Below are 21,922 nucleotides of genomic sequence, written 5' to 3'. Positions count from 1 at the left end.
CGGAATCCGGGTGGGTGTATAACCGGTACCGGTACTACCAACCAGAAGCCGGAATGTATAACGCCCAAGACCCACTCGGAATAAGCCCGAACATAGCAACACCCCAAGGCTACGTCACCAACCCCACCACACTTATCGACTACTACGGGCTTAAAGCTCATCAAATCATCCAAAACAAAGCCGTAGGTGATTTAGCGCGGGATGCCTTGGCGGAGTCACTAGAAGGCTCCGGAACGATAATGAAGGAAGCGTTTTTTGACGCTGGTAAAGAATCTGGAGGTAAGACAGGACGTCGGTTTGTAGATGTACTTGAGTCAGAGTTGGGTATTGGACACGAGCAAAAGACTGGTCGTGTAGGATCAAATAAGTTCGTTCGGCAACAAATAAATAAAGATGTTGAGTTGGTGCGAAAAGAAAAACTGAGTTCTGTGATGTGGCATGGTGATCCAGCACTCCAACAATCTGTTTTAATTAGGCAGGAAGCGCTAGGAATAAGTGGGGAAGCTGCAAGTCATGCAGTACGCGACGCACAATTTACAAAACCTGTACAAAAATACTTTGAACAAAAAGGTTTCCATTGGGATACTGCAAATCATGCTTTTGTTCTTTCTAAGTGATTGAAAAATCGTCGATTATTTTAAGGAAGTGTTGTCATGACTGATGATGATTTTGGGTTGTTTTGTTCGCGGTATGTGGTGTTTGGTCGGGATTGGATTGGTTGTGATGATGCGGCGCGCAGTGCTGAGGAAACGCAGTTGATTGTGGATGAGTTGTTAGCGCGTGAGGGTGAGCGGTTGGCTGTGGTGGAGTCGGCGTTGTCGGGTGTGCTGCCGTTTGATACGTCGATGGATAAGGTGGTTGCTCTTGGGTTATTGCTTGCGAAGTCGCGTGTGGTGAATGGGGATCGGAGGGAGTCTGCTGTGACGTTGAGTTTGGCACATGATTTCGGGTGTGCGTTGCATCGGTTGTTGCATGAGGTTGATCCGGAGATTACGTGGCGGTTTCAGCGGCGGGCGAAGCGTGCGGTGTCGTTTAATCGTCCGGTGTTGGCACGCGATGACACGTTTGAGGGTGATCGATATATTGATGCCATTATTGATAGTTATGCTGCGGTGAATTTTGCGTTTACGAGGGGTTTGGATCCGGTGGATCGGTTGTTTTCGAAAATTTCTCGGTTGGCGAAGTCTCATTTGCAGGTTGATCTTGAGTTCCCAGACTGTGGCCGTGTTGCGGATGAATAGAGGTGAGGAGTTTTTATGATTAATCATGAGGATTTTTTTGGGTTTGATGGTTCGGATTTTGAGTTGGGTGGTTTGAGTCCGGAGTTGTTGGCGGAGGGTTTTGCGTTTGCGCCGGATTGGTTGCCGCAGGATTTCAAGGATTTTTTCTTGGATTATTACAGTTGGACTGTGAATGGGACGGAGATTCTTCCGCCTGCGCCTGCGGTGGTGTGGGATAACGCGCAGGAGGAGAATTTTAATGATTTCCGTGAGTGGTACCCAGGTCGGGAGGATTTTTACCCGATTGCGAAACTAAATGGTGCTAGTTATTTGGTGTTCCATAGGAAGTCTGATGGTCAGGTGGAGTGTGGGTACTACGATTTCACGGATGAGGCGTGGTATGGCGGTGGTCCGTATGAGTCCTTTGAAAAGTGGGCGTACGCACTACTTGAGCAGAACAATTAATTGCTAACACGTGAAACGGAGCTGCGCATGCCTAAAGTGATGGGTTTTCATGACGACTTACATATAGCGGGTAAGGAATTTTCGTCGCTGGAGGTTGACGCAGCTTCGTTTCGTCGTTGTGAGTTCGTCGATCTTGCTCTTTCGAATTCTTCGCTGTACTACGTGAGTTTCGAGAATTGTTCTTTGAGTGGAATCGAGTTAGCGCAGACGTCGTTAAGCCATGTAAGTTTGTTTGATTCCACGGTTACGGGGGTCGCTCAACCCATACCGGTGAAGGCTCTAAAAAAGCTGTTTAACTGTACGATCAGCGGTGTTGAGCTTGTGGGGGCTCGTAGTACCCATCTGGATTCGCTTGTGGTGCGTGGTGGTAGTGTGAGCGGTTCACTGTCAAACGTTTCTTTTGTGGAGGATAAAGAATCAAGCCAGCTTTCGGGGACGGATTTATCAGACGCGGAATTGCACACGGTGAGATTCGTTGGCGTGCCTATGGAGCGGGTGATAGTTGCCGATCATGTAACGAAGTTTATTGTGCCCAACTGGGTGGAACATGCCGGTGCGGTGTCTGACTACGCGAACGCTGCAATGGGAAAGCATTCCGTCGAATCGCCTGAGTATCGAGCTGCTTTCCATGTTTTTCAGCAAGTTCAACAGGACTGGGAGCGATTTAGGTTTGCACATGGGCGTGGCAATGATGGTGCGCGCGGCGGGCGTTTTATCGCCGAGGCTGTGAACGAACAATTGCCGCCTTCTGTCCAAACGGCGGTCATTGAACTGTATCGTGCCGTAACTGGTATCGATTTTTCTTAAGCTAGTAGTTGTGCCCCCGTAGCCGGACATGTCAGCGCGTGGATGCAGCGGCGGATCGGTCACTAGTTTCGTTCCCAAATCTATTGGACGGTTGATGTGGAGAGACCGATGGTGAAAGCCGATTGGCAGGGTTTTACCGTTGATTGGCGTTGGTCGGATTGGGAGTTTTATTTTGATCTGGTGCCAGATTTGACGTTTGTCTCGACTACGTCGAATTCGTGGCGAGGGAATCTGGAGGCTGCCGGAAAGACTTTCATTTTGGAAGTGAGTTTCGATGAGCACGATCGGCCCGAAGAGATTGCAGTGACAGGTCGGTTTGCAGGGGTGGACTTTGTTGGTGTGTCGTTGGATCAGCCGTGGTCGGATTTCATAGCTCAACTGCGTTCTTTGGGCGTGGATCTACGGGCAATTCCGGAAAATGACTACGTGTTTTCGATGCAGCACCGGGTTGGATTTTGGCAGTACGAGGGTATGGTGGAACAAATACTGTGGTACTCGCCGGTGAAATTTACTGATGCAGAATTCCTGGATTTCATTCAGCCCTAGGTGGGTGGGATAGTTATGGCTTTCGATAGGGTGTGGGCGGAAACAGTAACAGAGTTGACCCGGTTGGGTTGGCGGGTGTCGGGGACAACGGCACGATGGGCAGGTGTTGCTTGCAATGTGGACGTGCAGTTTAACTTTCCGGCGTTTGGTTACGAAGGTAACCCATATATCGCTGATGCTCAGGTGGAGATTTCCGTGCCGGTTGAGGGAGTGGATGAGACGGTGGTGTCGTCGTCGACAAGCGGGTTTATCACGCAGCTGTTTATTGGGAAGCACCCTAGCCACGCAACAACAACGGTAGCTATTTGTAACGACGCCGGTGACGTGAACCTGCCACGGCTAATGCAGATAACTGACCGGGTTAAAAGTGCGGCTGAGCATGTCGATCTTCGCTGGTTAGCTACCCACGTTCCCGCTCAAGAATTATGTACTCACCCAGATTGGCTTAGGATTTTAACGCAGTTTGTGACGCAACTTGTTCACCGGCAGATGGCTGATGTTGCTGACAACCTTGTGCGCCGGGTTGGTGATTATTTAGCTACGGCGCCGAAACCCCTGCGTAAGCAGGATGTCGAAGCTTTTAATGCCCAATTGCAAGCGCTTGGGCTTTGCGACGTCGCCTGGCCGGGTACTTCCGAAATGTCGTTTGCGCCGACAATGTACAAGTTTCTTCTCTATACACCAGATTCATTGCGCACGATCGATTCAATGTGGGAGATCATGGCGCGTGTGGCCAGTGCCGATTCGACGGATGATGCGCGACTGCATGAGGCGCACAAAGCTTTTGCGCAATTGAATATCGCCTCGCGGTTTCGTGGCGGGAACACCCTCCAGGTGACATTGCCGGTAAGCAAACCAGTGCCGCATATTTCGCGCTGGGCAGAAATGGGTTTGGGGCTTATCAATATCACTGCTTTTCGACGACTCCTGTTCGGCGACGAAATAATAGGCGACATATCCACCGAAACCTGGGGTGAAACTCGGCCGTGGTTCTCCCCGGCGGGTATCGGCTGGTTAGCTGAGCATACTGCCAAGAGCAATGCTTTGTGCGTCGCCCCGGAATCGCCGCAGTTTGAAGATCGCGTTATCTACCGAAAAACGGCAGGAGAGCGTACCGTCTCCACGCTCGTTATCGGATTCGATCGCATAGAAAACAACTACACGGCAACTTTCGGCAACGACCCAACCGTAGCCAAACAAACGCTACCTGAGATAGTCTTTCTGGTAGAAAAATGGTTGCTTTGATAGGAATTCTATTGAGAAAATGAGTGCGGCTGCGTCATGATTGATTCTGATTTTGGGTTGTTTTGTTCGCGGTATTCGTTGTTTGGTCGGGATTGGTTTTCCTGTGATGATGCGGCGCGTAGTGCTGAGGAAACGCAGTTGATTGTGGATGAGTTGTTAGCGCGTGAGGATGAGCGGTTGGCCGTGGTGGAGTCGGCGTTGTCGGGTGTGCTGCCGTTTGATTCGTCGATGGATAAGGTGGTTGCTCTTGGGCAGCTTCTTGCGAAGTCGCGTGTGGTGAATGGGGATCGGAGGGAGTCTGAGGTGACGTTGAGTTTGGTGCATGATTTTGGGTGTGCTTTGCATCGGTTGTTGCATGAGGTTGATCCGGAGATTACGTGGCGGTTTCAGCGGCGGGCGAAGCGTGCGATGTCGTTTAATCGTCCAGTGTTAGCGCGCGATAACAAGTTTGCTGGTGGCGGTTATGTAGATGTTATTTGGGATAGCTACGGGATTATCAATTCCGCATATTTGAACGGCCAGGAACTCGTTCCTCGTTTCTTTTCGGCTTTTAAGACATTAATTCAGGGACGGTTGCAGGTTGATCTTGCGTTTCCTGAGTCTGTTTTGCGCGTTAGCGATGAGGGTAATGATTAGATTTTTGACATGACTGATTCTGATTTTGGGTTGTTTTGTTCGCGGTATTCGTTGTTTGGACGGGATTGGTTTACTGGTGATACGGATGCGCGTAGTGCTGAGGAAATACGCTCGATTGTGGATGAGTTGTTAGCGCGTGAGGATGAGCGGTTGGCCGTGGTGGAGTCGGCGTTGTCGGGTGTGCTGCCGTTTGAGACCACGATGGAAAAGGTGGTTGCTCTTGGGTTATTGCTTGTCAAGTCGCGCGAGGTGAATGGTGATTTGGAAGATTCTGATGTGACGTTGAGCTTGATTCATGATTTTGCGTGTGGAGTGCATCGGTTGTTGCATGAGGTTGATCCGGAGATTACGTGGCGGTTTCAGCGGCATGCGAAGCGTGCGATGTCGTTTAATCGTCCGGTGCTAGCGCGTGATGACAAGTTTGCTGGTCGGGGGTATATAGATGTCATTTGGTCTGCGTACGGTACGGTGAATTTTGCGTTTACGAGGGGTTTGGATCCGGTGGATCGGTTGTTTTCGAAAATTTCTCGGTTGGCGAAGTCTCATTTGCAGGTTGATCTTGAGTTCCCAGACTGTGGCCGTGTTGCGGATGAATAGAGGTGAGGAGTTTTTATGATTAATCATGAGGATTTTTTTGGGTTTGATGGTTCGGATTTTGAGTTGGGTGGTTTGAGTCCGGAGTTGTTGGCGGAGGGTTTTGCGTTTGCGCCGGATTGGTTGCCGCAGGATTTCAAGGATTTTTTCTTGGATTATTACAGTTGGACTGTGAATGGGACGGAGATTCTTCCGCCTGCGCCTGCGGTGGTGTGGGATAACGCGCAGGAGGAGAATTTTAATGATTTCCGTGAGTGGTACCCAGGTCGGGAGGATTTTTACCCGATTGCGAAACTAAATGGTGCTAGTTATTTGGTGTTCCATAGGAAGTCTGATGGTCAGGTGGAGTGTGGGTATTACGATTTCACGGATGAGGCGTGGTGGGGCGGCCCGTATGAGTCCTTTGAAAAGTGGGCGTATGCACTACTTGAGAATCAACGTGATTAGCGTGATTCGGGTTCTGTGCTGGTGATTGTTTCGTAGTTTTCCTACCGTCGCGGGCTGTCACGTGGTTGTGTCGGGGTGATGTGGCAGAATCAGTTGCGGTTGGTTGGTTTTGACCGAAAGGAAAATTTCAGGTGTTTGAAGGGCCATTGCAGGATCTGATTGATGAGCTGTCCCGATTGCCGGGGGTTGGCCCGAAGAGCGCGCAACGGATTGCATTCCACCTATTGCAGGTGGAGCCGATTGATATTACGCGGCTGCAGGAGGCACTGGGGGCGGTGCGTGATGGGGTGCGGTTCTGCCGGATTTGTTGCAATATTTCCCGCGATGAGGTGTGCCGGATTTGTGCCGATTCGGGGCGGGATCGGGGCACTATTTGTGTGGTTGAGGAGCCAAAAGACATCCAGGTTTTAGAGCGGACCGGCGAGTTCAATGGCCGCTACCACGTGTTGGGGGGTGCGTTGGACCCGTTGAATAATGTGGGGCCGCGTGAGTTGAATATCTCCCAGTTGTTGCAGCGGATTGGTGGGGTGTTGCCCGATCGGGAGTTAGCAGGGTCAACGCCGGATGCGCCGCTAGTTGATGATGCGCCGGAGATCTCCGAGGTTATTATCGCCACTGATCCGAATACGGAGGGCGAGGCAACGGCGAGCTATTTGGTGCGGTTATTGAAGGATTTCCCGGATTTGGTGGTCTCCCGCTTGGCCTCCGGCATGCCGCTGGGCGGCGACTTGGAGTTCGTCGATGAACTCACGTTGTCGCGCGCCCTCAGCGGCAGGTTGCGGTTGTAGCGCGTTATCGCCCTAGGCGTTCGCGCCGCAGCTTTTCGACGACCGGGATGTCCAGCGGTGCAAGCTTGGCCAGGGTGGTGCCGGTGGCTTGTGCGATGAGCAGGTCAGCCAGTTGGGGGTTGCGGGCGAATGCCGGACCGTGCATGTAGGTGCAGATGATGGTGCCTTGGGTGGCACCTTCGTAGCTGCGCTGATCTTGGTCGGTATTGCCAGGGCCAGTGATGATGGTGCCAAGCGCTTGGGCGTCGGGGCCTAAGGTGGTGGCACCCATGTGGTTGACGAATCCGGTGAAGGTGTCGGTTAACCCGCCCCCGATCGGGGCGGCGGTGACTTCCCCAATGGATCGGGTTTTCAGGGTTGTGGTGGTGGCGTCGACAAGCTCAAGTCCCGTGACTTCCGTGCCGCCTGCCCGAAAACTTGTTCCGAGGATCTGGAACCCAGCGCATACAGCGAATATCGGGACACCGGCGGCAGCGACCTTGCGTAACCCGCCGTCGGCTTTGAGATGTTCCGCGGCGATAATCTGGGCGGTGTCCTCGCCGCCGCCGAGGCAGTACACATCGAGTTGGGTGGGGACGGGTTCGCCGAGCCGAATTTTGTGGATCTCAGCGTCGATGCCGCGCATGCGGGCGCGTTGCCGCAGGACAAGCGCGTTTCCGTCGTCGCCGTAGGTTCCGAGGACGTCGGGCAGGACCAAACCGATTGTTAACGTGCTCATCGTTAGTTCTCCTTCTCGGTGGCGATGCGGCGTTCCAACGCGCGTTTGAGGTCACGGAATGCGGTGTAATTGGCCAGAACCTCGATGTTTCCGGCCGGGCACGCCTCAACTGCTGCGACCATGTCGGATACCAAGTCGTGGTCGATCTCGGCATAGGTTAAACGAACAGCAAGGTCGGTGCCGCGCTCGCCGGAGGCGATGACTTTAAGCGGCCCGAAATCTTCGAATTGAACGTCCCATAACCACGAAAGGTCTTCGCCGTCGGCAACTTGACCGTTGACGGCGATAACCAGCCCGTCAGCGCTACGATCAACCATCGACATGGCTTCTTGCCAACCGGCCGGGTTCTTCGCCAGCAACAGATGGATCGAACGATCTCCCAATTGCAGAGTCGAGTACCGACCGGCAACGTCGTCGACGGATTCGACGGCGCTAATCGCCTGGTCGACGGGAATATCGAAACAAGCGACGGCGGCCGCCACGGCTTGGGTGGCATTACCCCGGTTGGCGCGACCCGGCAATTGAAGCGACAACGGGTGGGTTTGGCCGGTGGAATCGGTGATTCCAGCGTCGGTGATTGCCCAGTCCGGTTCCGGTCGGGCAAACGTGGAGCCATCAGGCAGCGGTTTGGCGGCTTTCCAGGAACCATTGTCGTGAATGATGTGGCCGCCGGTGCGAGGGCAGGAAATAGAGTCGCCTAACCACCCGGCTCCGGCAGACACCCACACGACGTTTTTCGCATCCTTGGCGATGGATGTCACGAGGACATCGTCGCAGTTAGCGACCACTGTGAGCTCAGGATGGGCGGCCACGCAATCGCGCAGCGCACGTTCAATCTTATTAATCTCACCCACGCGGTCGAGCTGGTCGCGGGATAAATTGAGCAAAACTAAACAGCTGGGGCGGAGTCGATCCACAACTGCTGGCACGTGCAGCTCGTCGCATTCAAGGACGATATGGCTCGCCTCGCGTCCTGCCATGAGGGCAGAGATAATACCCGCGTCCATGTTGTCGCCGCCGTCGTTGGTGGCAACACTGTAGCTGCTGCGCAACGCCGAGGTCAGCATCCGGGTGGTGGTGGATTTGCCGTTAGTGCCGGTGACGATGGCAACGGGCCTGCCACCGCCGAGGTTCTTCATGATCTGTGGGTCGATTTTCTCCGCTATCAAACCGCCAATCATTCCGCCCGAGCCGCGTCCGGTGGCGCGGGAGGCGTAGGTAGCCAGGTTGGCGATACCGATGGCGGCTTTGGTGCGCAGGCCAGGAACTTTTGCAACGGCGGTAGCTGCTGCGGCTGTGGTGGCGAGCGCTGGAACCAGTGTGCTCAATCGAGGGAACTTCATGAGCTAAGAGTGTAGTCCGTTAGTCGTGTTATTCGCCTGTAGAAGATCAGCGCATCGCATTACTAGTTGGCAACAATTGCGGTATACGGTCAGGAGGCCTCGGCAGGCGTGATGGTTGTGCCTGGTTGAACGGTTTTTACGAGTTCTAAAAAATCGGTGTCGCTGATTAGCGGTATACCTTTCCGGCTAGCGTGCATTGCTTTTCCAGTCAGCGGATCGGTGATGTTACAGACCACCAGCGAGGTTTGCCGGGTGACTTTCTCGGAATAGAAAAGTTCCGCCGCGACGATGGCCTCAATGATGATGTCGGGGTCGAGAGTGATCTCGGGGGCGACCACCACCTCCATCCCGGCGATTAATCCGGTGTCGGGGTTATAGACTCCGGGGTTTTCGTACCGGGCATCGGCCTCCATAGCGTCGACGCGGATGGCAGAACGTTGTAATCCGAAGGGATCGGCGCGCAAGGTATCGGGCGTGGTGGCGGCGATGGAGTCGGGGAATTGCTGCTGGGCATGGAAAAACATATCGGCAACCAGCGTTGTTTCTTCGCGGGCGACGTCGGCGGCTGGTTGCTGGGCCCGGTCGACGGTTGCGGTGGCAGCGGCGGTTTCGATGCCGAGCGCACGCGCCACGGTTCGGATACGGGTATCGGGTAAAAACTTTGCTTGTCGACGCGCGATGCTGAGGGTATCGATGATGGCTTTAGGTTTCGGCACGTGCCCCACCCGGTGCCGACGACGTGACCTATTTCGGTTGTTACGGCTTCGGTTCGCCCGTGCAACTTTAGCCATGGTGCATCGTGCTTCATTATGGATAAAACCCCAAGAAAGCGGGGCGTTATTGACAAGCAACGTGCGGCCGTCGATAAGCCGACCTAGGGGTTTAAGTACTTGCTCAAACCGGCTGCCTTCCGCAATTTCTACAGGCGTAAGGCCGTGCAAATGTTGCGGTCCGGGGTTGCCTGGGGGATTGATCACTGCATGATACTCATCGACGACCTCCCCGGTAGGCGAAAGCAAGAGCGCATCGATAGCGACGATATGAGCGGTGCTCGGGTGAATGCCAGAACTATGGATCGTCATGGCAACGTAGGGGCTACGGGCGAGTTCTTCGGCGCGTTCAGCCTGGTACTGCAACCGCTTGGCTTCGCGTTCCGCCTTTTCTTCCTCGCTCAGAACCCGGCGAGGCGGACGCGGTTGGCTGTGCTGATTGCGTGCGGGTTGCGGTGTTGGCGTTCCCGATGGGCGCCGCCGACGCCGCCGGGGCCGCTGCGAGGAAACGGAATTTTTCTCAGCAGAGCGGGAGGAATCTTCAGATGCGGGGCGGGAAACATTACTGCGGGAAGAAGATTCACTCATGGGGGCTAATTGTATCTGGCTTTGCGTGGTATCAACAGCGTGCACTCGGCGGGTATGGCATGGGATTGCGCGCAGCTTGCATCCGCGAATTGTGAAACGGATTGCAGACAGTAGCGAAAACCGCACCTGTTGAGTTTCTTGGCGGGGCACCCGATGGAACGAACACCCGCGTGGAACGCCCCCCTTGAGATAGAAACAATCCCGAATCACTCCCACACGATTGGGGGGAACCGTGTGATGGTGCGACCGAAATCACCACCTGTCAGCGACCAGTGAGAAGGTAGCGCTAGGGCTATGTGGTGCACATCGCGCTGAACGCTGCAACCGCACCTAAGCTGGAACTTATTTTATGCTTAAAATATTTAGATATTTAATGACTTCAATATTGATATTTGTGGTTATTTTCCGGCCGTAAAAACAGTGCTTTACCCCAATTGACGCAGCTAATAATCCATGCAAGGCTAACTTTGTTGACGTCTCATTTAAGGCTTGTGAAAAATTAAGTTTCAGCGCGGCTGGGGCTAGATTTCTTAAGTTTGGCGAAGCAGTGACATTGAAACTTGTAAAACATGGAGATAATGGAAGGTAGTGGATTGTGACGGCAAGGAGAGTCCACTTTTCACGGTGGAGATCAGGCAAAATAGCGCTGGTCAATCTGATTATTTTGGCCCTAGTGATGGGTTTTTGCATGGTGCCGCAAAAGGCCCACGCCCAAACGGAACAGCCAGGAATCGAGTTTTCCGACCTGGTAATCACTAAGAAGACTCCGAAGACAGAGCCGGACGGGGTTGAGCGCCCTAATCAATTGCGGCAATACGACCAGCTTTCATTATTTTTTAACTGGCGGGCCACCCAAGGTGTCGTGGCGAATAACTTTTTCACCCTGCAATTACCGCAACAATTCGGCTTCGTGAACAGCTTCGACTTCCCGCTAGCCGATAGCGATCAAACACAGGGCGGAACCTGTTCAGTCTCGGTGCAAACAAAGGTTTTGACCTGTACCTTCAACGACAAGTTTGTCGCAAAAAATAGGGTACATGGCACGGTCCGCATCGACTTGGAAAGCCAGGAAATCGGACGCATCAGCCAATTACCGTTTACTTTCAACGGCAACCGCGTCCTCAACTACGATGTTCCCGGCGGTGGGATCGGCCATAAGCAGGTAACGTTGCACGAACTGAACAAATTCGGTTGGTATTCCGACGGTAAAGAAGCCGCAACCTGGCAGATCGCATTCTTTGGTGCATGGCTAGCCGATGCACCCCACTCGCCAGCGGTATTTGAAGACGAATCCGAAGTTTCCTCGCAATTCGTTGAGCACATCCTAAACACGCAGAAACCAATCGTTGTTCATGAATTCAATACTGTCCCTGGTTCTGGCGATACGTACGTCTACCCGGCGTTGCAAACCTTCAACGCTACTGACCTGCGTGTAGATCCGGTGAACCCCAGCAAATTCCGCATTTCAATACCCGCACCCGCTGGCGGTTGGAGCGCGGACAAGGCATACGAGGTGTTTTACGAGACCAAGCCTGCTGGTGCTGAACGTGTATTCATCGGGGCGCAAACAAAGAACTCCGTTAAAGCAAGCTTCCGGGGAATGAAACAAGAATTCACCTTGGAATACCAGGCGTCTGGCTCGGGAACGATCACTGGTCTCAATTCTGGAACGTTCGAGGTTAAGAAACTGATCACGCCGCAATCTCGGGGCGTTGGTGCTGGTACGGCGTTCACCATTCACGCAGCATGGAATGGTGGCGAAGAAGACATCGAAGTGCGCCTTAATGGGCCGGTGGCAAAAGGCACCGTGCGAGTTCCCGAAGGAACGGAAATCACCCTCTCGGAGATTCGGTTCCCGAAGGTCACCGGCGTTACCTTCGGCGACCCAGTATTTACTGCAACAAACCCTGCTGATCTCCAAAACGGAAACGTTCGGATCACCAATGGCGGTAAGACTGCCGTGATTCGCACCAATTCTCAAGGGAATGTGGGCGTAACCGTGACCAATACGACCGTAGAAGCGGCGCCGTTTAGCGTCGTAAAGCGAGCATCGGGCATCGACGGTGTGCAAAACCACCAATTTGAATTCAGCTATACCTGTAACGATCCCAACCGCTCCCAAGGTACGATTACGGCGCAGGGCGACGGGCAGCCAGTTACGAGTGACAAGAAATTCCCCATCGGAACCGAATGCACGGTGACCGAAGTAGCAACAGCCGCTGAAATCAACGGAAAGCGTCCAACTGTTACCCCTGCCAACGGTGTCCAAACTATCCGGATCACCAAACCCGGCGCAGGAAACACCGTTGCTAGCGCGGAATTCACCAACGTATACGCCAAGGACAAAGGGCGGTTTAAGGTACGGAAAAACGTGCGTGGCCTACGGCCGGCTGATTTCGAAGGTGCCAATGAGAAAGACTACGAGTTTAGCTATCAATGCAACGATGCGGCTCAAACCTTCGGCACAATAATGGTCAAAGGTGATGGACGTCCGAAAGAAATTGATAAGGACATCGAAGTGGGCACCCGGTGTGAAGTCACCGAAGTCATGACCAGTGCCCGAATCAATAACTACGAAGTTGGACCTGTCGCACCGCAAACCGTCGAAATCGCTGCTCTACAGCAGCCACAAGCGGTTGTTGAGTTCACCAACTTCTATACCCGTGATAAGGGAACCTTTAAGGTGAAGAAGGATATTGCTGGTTTGACTGGTGATCAGTTGCAGCAGGTGCGGAGTCGTTCGTTTACGTTTGATTACACTTGTGGCACTGAGTCTGGGAAGCTTTCGGTTCCGGGTGATGGGTCCTGGGTGAGTCCGAAGGTTAACGGTACGCAGGATGATAAGACCTTTGATGTGGGTACGTCGTGTACGGTGACGGAGTTGGCCGATAATACCGGCGTAGCAGATCACGAGTGGGCGCAGACGCAGCCGCAGACGAAGGTGATTGCGGCGAAGAATCAGCCAACGGTTGAATTCAGTTTCACCAACACCTATACCCAGCATCGGGCGAAGTTTAAGGTGCGTAAGCAGGTTGCTGGTGTTATTGCTGCTGGTGATGATGCGGTGATTAAGGCGAAGCAGTTTGAGTTTAGTTATCGGTGTTCTGATGGTTCTGATGGTCAGTTGACGGTGACTGGTGGTAATGAGGTTGAGACGAGGGAAGATTTCCCGGTGGGTACTACGTGTACTGTGACGGAGTCTCGTGCGTCGGCTGAGGTTGCTAATTACGATGTGGTGATTGAAGAGCCGAAGCAGATAACGATCAAGCCAATTACTGAAACCACCTTGGCGGAATTCACCAACACCTATACCCGCCACACCGGCGGCTTCAAGGTGAAAAAGACGGTAGTTTCCCAGGCGGGCGCGCAAGTTCCGGATAACAAGACCTTCGACTTCGATTACACCTGCCGAAAAGGCGATGAGGAACTCACTGGCGAGATCACAGGCGTGACCGTGGCGGAAAGCAAGTCCGTTACTGGTATTCCGGTTGGAATGGAGTGCTCAGTAACTGAACGCGGCGCAAAAATCGATTTGGCGACGTTAGAGGTCGCAATCGGTGCGCCCGTGACCATCGCGAAAGACGCAACCCAAGAGATTGCCGTGAAGAACACCTACACCCAGTGGCTAGGAACCATCACCGTGAACAAGGAGCTGGTTGGTTCCGAAGCAGCCCTAGCGAAAGCACGCAACCATACCTACCGGGTTGGCTACGTGTGCACCAGGGGACAGGAACGAAACACTGGGGTGCTGGAAGTGAAACCCGATACGCCAGCCGTGCTTCCCAATATCCCGGCGGGAAGTAGCTGCGAATTCAATGAGAACCTTGATTCCGTAGCGGTCGAGGGAGCGCAATTCGATCCGGCGGCTTCGGTGACTACCGGAACCGAGGCGATCGCGGAAAATAACGAGGAGAAGACCGTCACGATCAAGAATGCCTATATCGAACTTGGACGTATTAGCGTGCGGAAGGTACTCGCTGGTCTTAACGCACCGCTGGTTGCCGCGGACAGGAAGTTCCGTGTCCAAGCCAGCTGGCAGTTAGGCGGTGTTGAGCACAACCAGGAATTCGACATCATGGCTGGTCAAACTTACATCGATCTGCCTGCGCTGCCGGTGGGCACCCAGGTGACGTTGAAGGAGATTCAACCCGAAGATGACGCACTTCTGCGGTGGGATGCACCAGTCTTCAGCGCCCCGACCCCGGATGCGGTGAAGCCTAACGACGACGGCAGCGTGGTTGTTACCGTAACGCCGAATAGCTTCAACCAGGTACTGGATGTGGAACTACGCAACCACTCCAATCCGCCATTCTGGTGGGGTCTGATTCCGCTGGTCCCGATCCTGGTGACACCACTGATCACTATGCTGATCAAGACAGTAAAGAAGACGACACCGAAGCCGCAGCAGCCTGCCCCGCAAACCCCTAAGAAGGGTCTTCCGAAAAAGGGTATTGCCAAGCAGAAAGCAGCTGCAGCCCAGCCTAAGCAATTAGCCAAGACAGGCGCGTCGGTGCAGTGGCTCATCGCCATTGCCGCCCTCATCAGCGCGCTGGGTGCGCTGATGGTGAACTCTAGTCGGCGTCGTAACCGCTAGAACCATCACATGAAACCGCCACCGTGATCGCACGGTGGTGGCGTCGAAAAGCAACGACCACCGCTTAAAGTGCCAAAACCGGCACAGTAAGCGGTGGTTGTTCGTTATTTTCTGGCTTAACTCAACGCACGGTTAACGGCGGACGTTATAGCCTTCAACGACGCGTAGGTGATGGAACCTGCGATACCCACACCCCAGTATTTCTGGCCGTTCACCTCGGCCAAGATATAGGCCGCGGACTCGGCATCGTCGCCGGAAGTACGGGCGTGCTGGGTGTATTCCTGCACCTCAACGTCGATATTCAAGGACTCCAAGGCATTGGCGTAAGCCGCGATTGGGCCGTTACCGTGGCCTTCGATCACGACCTCGGAACCGTTAAACAGCAGCTTGGCCTGGATCTTTGCCTGGTCGTTTTCCGTCTGCGCGGCATCTACCCGCATGGACACCTGCTCAACCGGGGAGACTCGATCCAGATACTCGCGGGCGAAAATGTCCCACATCGCCTTGGACTCCACCTCGCCGCCTTCCGCATCGGTGACGGCCTGCACGACGGAAGAAAACTCGACCTGCATCGGCCGCGGCAAGGCCAGCCCGTGGTCGGTCTTCATAATGTAGGCGACGCCGCCCTTGCCGGACTGCGAGTTCACGCGGATTACGGCCTCGTAATTGCGGCCCACGTCCTTTGGGTCGATCGGCAGATACGGAACCTCCCACTGTTCGCCGCGCAGCTCCTCCCACTTCACATCGGTGTGGGTCGCACCAGGCTTGACGCGCGATGCCATCGCATCCAGTCCCTTGTTCACCGCATCCTGGTGGGAACCGGAGAAGGCGGTGAAGACCAAGTCGCCGCCGTATGGGTGACGTTCCGGAACGCGCAGCTGGTTGCAGTATTCGACGGTGCGGCGGATCTGGTCGATGTCGGAGAAATCGATCTGGGGGTCAACGCCCTGGGTTAACATATTCAGCCCCAAGGTAACCAGGCACACGTTGCCGGTGCGTTCGCCGTTGCCGAACAAGCAGCCCTCGATGCGGTCGGCGCCAGCCAAGTAGCCCAGCTCGGCAGCTGCCACGCCGGTGCCGCGATCGTTGTGGGGGTGCAGCGACAAGATGATGGAATCGCGGCGGTTGAGGTTGCGGTGCATCCACTCGATGGAATCCGCATACACATTAGGGGTAATCATCTCCACCGTTGCAGGCAAGTTAATGATGATCGGGTTCTCGGGGGTTGGGTCCATGACCTCCACCACCGCGTCGACGACTTCCTTGGCGTAGCCAACCTCGGTGCCGGTGAAAGACTCGGGGGAGTACTCCCAGCGCCAGTTTGTTTCGGGGTAATCCTGGGCGATTTCTTTGATCAATTGTGCCGCGTCGGTGGCCAGCTTCTTGATGGATTCTTTGTCCTTACGGAACACCACGTCCCGCTGCAGGATGGAGGTCGAATTATAGAAGTGGACGATCACGTTTTTCGCGCCCTGGCAGGCCTCGAAGGTGCGGCGGATCAGGTGCTCGCGGGCCTGAACCAGAACCTGGATGGTGACATCATCCGGGATTTTATTCTGCTCAATAATCTCACGGACGAAGTCGAAATCGGTTTGGGAGGCGGAGGGGAAGCCCACCTCAATCTCCTTGTAACCCATCTTGACCAGCAGGTTGAACATGCGTCGCTTGCGTTCCGGGCTCATGGGGTCGATCAGCGCCTGATTGCCATCGCGCAGGTCCACTGCACACCACTGTGGGGCGACGGTGATTTTCTTGTCTGGCCAGGTGCGATCCGGCAGCTTGATGTCTTCGACTTCCTCGGCGAATGCCTGGTAGCGGGCGACTGGCATTGCGGAATTGCGTTGTTTATTCCAGGGTGCTTGGCCGGGGGCGGGTGGGCCGGATGGGGTGGTGATGTCTGCAGGGGCGGAGATGAAGGTGTCGTGGATAGCCATGAGGGAGTCCTTTAAAGGTGTTTAAAGAGTCTTTCCTCGACAAATCTACATTTAATACGGCCTATTGCATAAACTTCTGGCGATTGGCGGGGATAACCGCGTGGGGATCGATCTGTGTGTGACCTCTAAAACGCCTTGTCGAGGCACGGCCAGCAGCATTACAATTTCCCGCGACGGGGTGCTGGCCGAATAAATGAAGAACTTTAAGGCCTCTAAAACCCGCCGCGGCGAAGAAGTAGAAGAAAGCTCGCACGCTGCATGTGGCACAGCATACACTTTTATGTGGGGTTGCGAAGGGGGAATGCCGTGAAAACCTTGCCGTTCCGGCACTTGAGGGATATTTTGGTTGAATATTTTACTTAAATCTTGAATTGTGAAATTTAATTGCTCGGTTTTGGATGGGTGTGATGTGTGGGAGGGGCGAGTGCTCGGTGAATTGATACCCGGTGGCGCGCTGGGATGAATGTGCGGATAGTGGTGGACTGTCCGCACGAAATAAGGCGATAAGCGGGGAAAAGCTATGCCAACGTTTGTGAACATGCCGGAAAGAACGAGTGGTTTTTATGTATAACCCGCCGTGGCGTTTGCTGCGTGAAGCCGCAAAACCTGGTTAGGTGGAAATTTGTGAGTATCCCAGAAGGCCAACCAAGACCGCGCGGCTTCTTAGGTCAGCGGAAACAGTCGCGTACCGGCGCGGATAACATGCGGCGTAACCAGATGCAGGCACCGGCGCACCCTGCCGGAGAAGCAGCAGAATCCGTGGCGGCTCAGGGCGGCAGCGGCAAGGCCGCAGGGAGGCTATTAACGGGCACCGACTGGCTCTGGGCGATCTCGATCTACGCGCTGACATCGTTGCTGCGTTTCTTCGCACTCTGGCTATTGAGTCGACCGCAGGATGCTGTCGCAAGCCTGCTGGGAAAATGGGATGCCCAGCACTTTATTGCCATAGCGAAATATGGGTATTTCTCCAGTGATGGGGCAGGGCCGCCCGATCCGGCCATTTATGAGCAGCGACTTGCGTTTTTCCCCGGTTTGCCTGGTCTGATGCGGCTGTTGCATGAGATTACCGGAATGAACGTCATCGTTGCGGGATGGCTTGTGGTTGCCGTGAGCGCGGTGGCCGCGGTAGCTGGTGCTATGGCGCTGGTGGCGCTGATGGGATACGGGAAACGGGCGCAGGTACTCACTGGGATTGTGGTGGCGACCGCGCCCATGACGGTGACGTTTAACATGATTTACACCGAGGCGCCGTTTATGGCGGTAACCACCTGGGCATTGATAGCCATGATCCAACGTAAATGGTGGTTGGCCGGGTTGCTCATTTTTACGGCGGGTTTGCTGCGGCTGACCGCCATTGACATTGTTGCCACCTTCGCTGTGGTTGTCGCGTTATATGCTCGTCGCAACTGGTGGGCCTGGCTCGCGGTTGCGGTTTCGGGGGTTTCGGTCATAAGTTACGTGGTGATTGCTTCTGGCTATACCCGTGCGATCGGCGGCTATTTCGGCATGCAGCAAAAAGGTTGGGATTCCAGCTTCGATTTCGGAGTAGCGACGCTGCAATGGGTTCGGCGCACGTGGTCGGCCTGGAATGAGCCGGGGTACGTGTTGTCGACGATCGTGATTATCGCGTCGATATGTGGTGTGATTATTGGTTTTCGTCGATTGCCGTGGCCGGTGTGGCTGTTTAGCGCGGCACTGGTTGCCAATATTCTTCTTTCCGACGGGATCATGCATTCGCGCCCCCGGTTGTTGCTACCGGCGATCTTTTTGATCCTTCCGATCGTGTTGTGGCTGGAAAGCCGCGATAACGATCGCGCTTGTCGACGCCCCTACGTTTGGCTGGTTCCCCTCGTAGTCTGGGTTGCGTGGGGCACGTGGTTCTCGGCCTATATGCTGGGGGTCTTTGAGTGGGCGATTTGAGCCACGATTCCGAGCGGAATTGAGGAGAAGGTAACCTAATTATCACCCCCGTTAAGTCAAAATTAAGTTGTCTTGTCACCTATTGGCTTTGCTTCACAAACGCGGTAGGTTGCAAGCTGCGAAAACTTAAAGATGCAGTTCGCTATGTGGATTAAATTATCAGTGTTTCTACCTTGGAAAATTGGAGACGTCTGACGAATTTGAATTGAAGGGGGTAAATCTTTAATAAAAGCTGAGAAACAGATATGCTATGCGTGTGACTAAAGAGATTTCCAAGAAACTATCGGTCCTTTCGACCGAGTGCGCTTGCATTGAAGGGCGCTGCAGCCTTCCCGATCACGACGCCGACCGGATGGCATTGGTTTTCAAGGCGTTGTCCGACCCGGTGCGTTTCCGCATCTATCACTTCATCGCGAGCAATAACGGTGGAAGCGTGTGCACCTGCCACATGCCAGAAATTTTTGGCATTACCCAACCGACCTTGTCCTACCACCTCAAGCGGCTGGTCAAGGCTGGCCTTGTTACCCGCGAAATGCAAGGCAAATGGGCACATTTCAGCATTGCAACCCACAGCGTGGGGCAGATCCAAACCTTCCTCGACGATGTGCTCGCAGCGGCGCACCAGCCGGAACTGGAATCTGTCATCTAACGGATTGTAGAAACCAACGGATAGTACGGGTAATTCTACGCCCTCCCGGGTTAGTTTTCTGCCAAGTTCCAGACGGGAATCTCCCAGGTAGCCAATCGTGGCGCTATTTTCGCTGACACCCGCCAATGCGCAAGCAACCAGTGTTAGTGATTGCCGCGCGCTGAAAGGGCGAACGTGGACAGGATCATCGCAACGATGGCTACAGCCATAAATACCCAGTTGTAGCCATTGACCTGGAATGATTCGTCAAGCACGAGATAGCCGAGGGAAAACGCAACGATTGGTTCCACCGTGGTCATCGCGGGAAGCGACAGCCGCAGCGCACCAGCATTAAACGCATACTGCTGGACAATGGTGCCGAATACCGAGCCGAAGACGAGGGAATAAAACACCCAGGAACTCAGTAGCCCACCAAGGCCACCCATGTTATAAACGTCCACGGTCGCCTTGGATAACACGGCGATAAATCCGTAAATTATGCCCACTATCACGCCCAGCATTAACCCTTGAATATTCTTTGGGCGACGTAACGATAGGCCGTAAATAATTCCCATCGCCCCGGTTCCCACCACCAATGCGGGAAGCCATTCCCAGAACGTTGGGATCGTCATTCCCGGTTTGGGTCTACCCAATACGATCAACACCGCGACCGCGATGGTCAGAACCGCACCCCAAAACAATTCGTCCTGTTGGAGTTTGCGCTTGTCGTAGAAAGCCGACATGGGCATGGTGAACATCAAGCTCAGCACCAAGATTGGCTGCACAATAAGCAAGGTTCCGTAGCTTAAGGCAACAACCTGGAAGAAATATCCAATGAGAGCCGTTGAGGTTGCGAACCACCACAGCGGCCGCCGGATCGCGGTGATCAGTGGGGATCCGCTCCAGGTGCCGTCGGCAGGTGCACGTTCTGCGATTCGGTGGCGGACCACCGTGCCCCACGCGATAACGAGCGCAGCGGCGAGCGCGAAGCCGACGGCAAGGAAGTTATTGTGCACCTATGAAATCCTAGTTCCTGATTACGCCAAAACGTGTATTACGGGGCTATGGAATAGTATGCTAGTTTTTCGATAACCCAAGATGATTTTGAGGAAACTGCTGCTTGGTTACGGCGCCGCTATTGTATGAAATTTTGTCATACCTGGTTATTCGGCGCTATATGTCAGCGGACGGTTTCATGGAAAGGCGTTGCCCGTGGCACTTGTCGTACAAAAATATGGAGGTTCTTCGCTCGAAAGTGCGGAACGGATTCGTCGGGTTGCTGAACGCATTGTTGCCACAAAGAAGCAGGGGCACGACGTGGTCGTCGTGTGTTCCGCTATGGGCGACACCACCGATGAATTACTGGATCTAGCAGCCCAAGTTAACCCAGTGCCGCCAGCTCGGGAGATGGACATGCTGCTTACCGCCGGTGAGCGGATTTCAAACGCGCTGGTTGCGATGGCCATCGAGTCCTTCGGCGCACAGGCGCAATCGTTTACTGGTTCCCAGGCTGGCGTGTTAACCACCGAGCGGCACGGAAATGCGCGCATCGTTGATGTCACCCCTGGGCGGGTGCGTGAAGCCCTGGATAAGGGGATGATTTGTTTGGTGGCAGGCTTCCAGGGTGTTAATAAAGACACCAAAGATGTCACCACCTTAGGGCGGGGTGGCTCGGACACAACCGCTGTTGCGCTGGCTGCGGCATTGGAAGCGGATGTGTGCGAGATTTACTCGGATGTGGACGGTGTCTACACCGCCGATCCCCGCATCGTTCCCGATGCACAGAAGCTCGATCAGATTTCTTTTGAAGAGATGCTGGAATTGGCGGCTTCTGGTTCCAAGATTCTTGTGTTGCGAAGCGTCGAGTACGCTCGCGCCTTTAATGTTCCGATTCGTGTTCGTTCGTCGTATAGCAATGATCCCGGCACCCTGGTGGCCGGTTCAATGGAGGATATTCCTGTGGAAGAAGCAGTTCTGGTTGGTGTGGCTACCGATAATTCTGAGGCTAAGGTTACGGTCTTGGGCATTCCCGATAATCCGGGTGAAGCAGCGAAGGTATTTCGGGTGCTTGCCGACGCCGAAATCAATATCGACATGGTGATCCAGAATATCTCTTCGCTGGAAGATAATCGCACCGACATCACCTTTACCTGCCCCCGCACGGATGGTCCGCGTGCGCTGGAGCTATTAAAGAAACTGCAATCCGACGGCACCTGTGAGAATGTGCTTTACGACGATCAGATCGGCAAGGTCTCCTTGGTCGGTGCTGGAATGAAGTCTCATCCGGGGGTCACCGCCACCTTCTGTGAGGCATTCCGTGACGCAGGGGTCAACATCGAGCTGATCTCTACATCGGAAATCCGTATTTCGGTATTGATCCGGGAAACCGAGATGGCGAAATCGGTTAAAGCTTTGCATGATGCTTTTGAGTTGGGCGGTGAAGAAGAAGCGACGGTTTACGCAGGAACCGGGCGTTAATACGTAGACAGCGAACAGAAGCCTCAGTCGGGATTATATTTCCGATGAGGCTTTTCTTGGATTGCGGGGGCGCTACGGGGGTGGGGTTAAGGGTAGTGAATTTGCGTGTTAAAGCGCTTCTATATCCATTTTGGGTTCTCGAGGGTACGGCGTGGGTTTTATCGACGTGGTCTTATTTGATACGCTTTAATTTCTAAAGAT

The 21,922-nt window shown here is 54.2% G+C and carries 19 protein-coding genes; 14 read left to right on the top strand and 5 right to left on the bottom strand.

Translation table 11 applies throughout. The annotated features are described in order from the left end of the window. The 10 genes from Q4D85_RS08345 to recR all read left to right on the top strand — a co-directional run. Positions 1 to 617: RHS repeat domain-containing protein (locus Q4D85_RS08345; RefSeq protein ID WP_303199642.1), on the top strand; the 617-nt coding region annotated here is incomplete at its 5' end. A gap of 36 nt (positions 618 to 653) precedes the next feature. Further along, positions 654 to 1,241 carry a hypothetical protein gene (locus tag Q4D85_RS08340; RefSeq protein ID WP_303199641.1) on the top strand — a complete coding sequence of 196 codons (588 nt, stop codon included), beginning with the start codon at positions 654 to 656 and terminating at the stop codon, positions 1,239 to 1,241. A gap of 15 nt (positions 1,242 to 1,256) precedes the next feature. Next, complete coding sequence (locus tag Q4D85_RS08335) at positions 1,257 to 1,685, top strand: hypothetical protein (RefSeq protein ID WP_303199640.1); 429 nt, start codon at positions 1,257 to 1,259, stop codon at positions 1,683 to 1,685. Positions 1,686 to 1,712: 27 nt separating this feature from the next. Continuing rightward, positions 1,713 to 2,492, top strand: a complete 780-nt coding sequence (locus Q4D85_RS08330; RefSeq protein ID WP_303199639.1) for a pentapeptide repeat-containing protein — start codon at positions 1,713 to 1,715, stop codon at positions 2,490 to 2,492. Positions 2,493 to 2,600: 108 nt separating this feature from the next. Beyond that, positions 2,601 to 3,038: a hypothetical protein gene (locus tag Q4D85_RS08325; protein ID WP_303199638.1), complete on the top strand. Its 438-nt coding sequence runs from the start codon at positions 2,601 to 2,603 to the stop codon at positions 3,036 to 3,038. A 15-nt stretch (positions 3,039 to 3,053) separates the two neighbouring features. Beyond that, complete coding sequence (locus tag Q4D85_RS08320; RefSeq protein WP_303199637.1) at positions 3,054 to 4,283, top strand: hypothetical protein; 1,230 nt, start codon at positions 3,054 to 3,056, stop codon at positions 4,281 to 4,283. A gap of 36 nt (positions 4,284 to 4,319) precedes the next feature. Further along, on the top strand, positions 4,320 to 4,919 hold the full coding sequence (locus Q4D85_RS08315; protein ID WP_303199636.1) for a hypothetical protein: 600 nt from the start codon (positions 4,320 to 4,322) through the stop codon (positions 4,917 to 4,919). A 9-nt stretch (positions 4,920 to 4,928) separates the two neighbouring features. Next, the gene (locus Q4D85_RS08310; protein ID WP_303199635.1) at positions 4,929 to 5,516 is read left to right on the top strand and encodes a hypothetical protein; all 588 of its coding nucleotides are present in this window, start codon (positions 4,929 to 4,931) and stop codon (positions 5,514 to 5,516) included. Between the two features lie 15 nt (positions 5,517 to 5,531). Beyond that, positions 5,532 to 5,960, top strand: a complete 429-nt coding sequence (locus tag Q4D85_RS08305; protein ID WP_303199634.1) for a hypothetical protein — start codon at positions 5,532 to 5,534, stop codon at positions 5,958 to 5,960. 131 nt (positions 5,961 to 6,091) lie between these two features. Next, entirely contained in the window at positions 6,092 to 6,748 is a 657-nt protein-coding gene (recR, locus tag Q4D85_RS08300; RefSeq protein ID WP_303199633.1) for a recombination mediator RecR, read from the top strand. Between the two features lie 4 nt (positions 6,749 to 6,752). On the opposite strand, the gene Q4D85_RS08295 is transcribed toward recR, so the two are convergent. From Q4D85_RS08295 to Q4D85_RS08285, 3 genes are all read right to left on the bottom strand, one after another. Then, entirely contained in the window at positions 6,753 to 7,466 is a 714-nt protein-coding gene (locus Q4D85_RS08295) for a type 1 glutamine amidotransferase (protein WP_303199632.1), read from the bottom strand. A gap of 2 nt (positions 7,467 to 7,468) precedes the next feature. Continuing rightward, positions 7,469 to 8,809 carry a MurT ligase domain-containing protein gene (locus Q4D85_RS08290; protein ID WP_303199631.1) on the bottom strand — a complete coding sequence of 447 codons (1,341 nt, stop codon included), beginning with the start codon at positions 8,807 to 8,809 and terminating at the stop codon, positions 7,469 to 7,471. A gap of 89 nt (positions 8,810 to 8,898) precedes the next feature. Then, positions 8,899 to 9,984: a DNA polymerase III subunit epsilon gene (locus Q4D85_RS08285; protein WP_303199644.1), complete on the bottom strand. Its 1,086-nt coding sequence runs from the start codon at positions 9,982 to 9,984 to the stop codon at positions 8,899 to 8,901. 871 nt (positions 9,985 to 10,855) lie between these two features. Here Q4D85_RS08285 and Q4D85_RS08280 point away from each other — a divergent pair. After that, positions 10,856 to 14,761, top strand: coding sequence for a DUF5979 domain-containing protein (locus Q4D85_RS08280; protein WP_303199630.1), 3,906 nt, complete (start codon positions 10,856 to 10,858; stop codon positions 14,759 to 14,761). 116 nt (positions 14,762 to 14,877) lie between these two features. Here the strand turns inward: Q4D85_RS08280 and leuA are convergent, their stop codons facing one another. Next, positions 14,878 to 16,695, bottom strand: a complete 1,818-nt coding sequence (gene leuA / locus Q4D85_RS08275) for a 2-isopropylmalate synthase (protein WP_303199629.1) — start codon at positions 16,693 to 16,695, stop codon at positions 14,878 to 14,880. A gap of 624 nt (positions 16,696 to 17,319) precedes the next feature. On the opposite strand from leuA, the gene Q4D85_RS08270 reads away from it, so the two are divergent. Both Q4D85_RS08270 and Q4D85_RS08265 read left to right on the top strand, forming a co-directional pair. After that, positions 17,320 to 18,615, top strand: a complete 1,296-nt coding sequence (locus Q4D85_RS08270) for a hypothetical protein (RefSeq protein ID WP_303199628.1) — start codon at positions 17,320 to 17,322, stop codon at positions 18,613 to 18,615. 250 nt (positions 18,616 to 18,865) lie between these two features. Then, the gene (locus tag Q4D85_RS08265) at positions 18,866 to 19,264 is read left to right on the top strand and encodes a helix-turn-helix transcriptional regulator (protein ID WP_303199627.1); all 399 of its coding nucleotides are present in this window, start codon (positions 18,866 to 18,868) and stop codon (positions 19,262 to 19,264) included. 143 nt (positions 19,265 to 19,407) lie between these two features. Here Q4D85_RS08265 and Q4D85_RS08260 read toward each other — a convergent pair whose 3' ends face one another. Then, a complete protein-coding gene (locus Q4D85_RS08260) occupies positions 19,408 to 20,259 on the bottom strand; it encodes a DMT family transporter (protein ID WP_303199626.1) in 852 nt (283 codons plus the stop codon). 196 nt (positions 20,260 to 20,455) lie between these two features. On the opposite strand from Q4D85_RS08260, the gene Q4D85_RS08255 reads away from it, so the two are divergent. Next, positions 20,456 to 21,721 carry an aspartate kinase gene (locus Q4D85_RS08255; RefSeq protein WP_303199625.1) on the top strand — a complete coding sequence of 422 codons (1,266 nt, stop codon included), beginning with the start codon at positions 20,456 to 20,458 and terminating at the stop codon, positions 21,719 to 21,721. Positions 21,722 to 21,922: the final 201 nt, after the last annotated feature.

Origin of the sequence: Corynebacterium sp., assembly GCF_030532965.1 — a bacterium.
GTDB lineage: Bacteria > Actinomycetota > Actinomycetes > Mycobacteriales > Mycobacteriaceae > Corynebacterium.
The sequence above is the reverse complement of the archived record's forward strand: the minus strand, read 5'-3'. Positions and strand labels throughout refer to the sequence as shown.

Excerpts from the sequence above, each read along its gene's own strand:
- Q4D85_RS08330 (WP_303199639.1), top strand. The coding sequence starts at position 1,713 with ATGCCTAAAGTGATGGGTTTTCATGACGACTTACATATAGCGGGTAAG.
- Q4D85_RS08305 (WP_303199634.1), top strand. The coding sequence starts at position 5,532 with ATGATTAATCATGAGGATTTTTTTGGGTTTGATGGTTCGGATTTTGAG.
- Q4D85_RS08335 (WP_303199640.1), top strand. The coding sequence starts at position 1,257 with ATGATTAATCATGAGGATTTTTTTGGGTTTGATGGTTCGGATTTTGAG.
- Q4D85_RS08295 (WP_303199632.1), bottom strand. The coding sequence starts at position 7,466 with ATGAGCACGTTAACAATCGGTTTGGTCCTGCCCGACGTCCTCGGAACC.
- Q4D85_RS08325 (WP_303199638.1), top strand. The coding sequence starts at position 2,601 with ATGGTGAAAGCCGATTGGCAGGGTTTTACCGTTGATTGGCGTTGGTCG.
- Q4D85_RS08315 (WP_303199636.1), top strand. The coding sequence starts at position 4,320 with ATGATTGATTCTGATTTTGGGTTGTTTTGTTCGCGGTATTCGTTGTTT.
- Q4D85_RS08320 (WP_303199637.1), top strand. The coding sequence starts at position 3,054 with ATGGCTTTCGATAGGGTGTGGGCGGAAACAGTAACAGAGTTGACCCGG.
- Q4D85_RS08280 (WP_303199630.1), top strand. The coding sequence starts at position 10,856 with ATGGTGCCGCAAAAGGCCCACGCCCAAACGGAACAGCCAGGAATCGAG.
- Q4D85_RS08310 (WP_303199635.1), top strand. The coding sequence starts at position 4,929 with ATGACTGATTCTGATTTTGGGTTGTTTTGTTCGCGGTATTCGTTGTTT.
- Q4D85_RS08340 (WP_303199641.1), top strand. The coding sequence starts at position 654 with ATGACTGATGATGATTTTGGGTTGTTTTGTTCGCGGTATGTGGTGTTT.
- leuA (WP_303199629.1), bottom strand. The coding sequence starts at position 16,695 with ATGGCTATCCACGACACCTTCATCTCCGCCCCTGCAGACATCACCACC.
- Q4D85_RS08290 (WP_303199631.1), bottom strand. The coding sequence starts at position 8,809 with ATGAAGTTCCCTCGATTGAGCACACTGGTTCCAGCGCTCGCCACCACA.
- Q4D85_RS08265 (WP_303199627.1), top strand. The coding sequence starts at position 18,866 with ATGCGTGTGACTAAAGAGATTTCCAAGAAACTATCGGTCCTTTCGACC.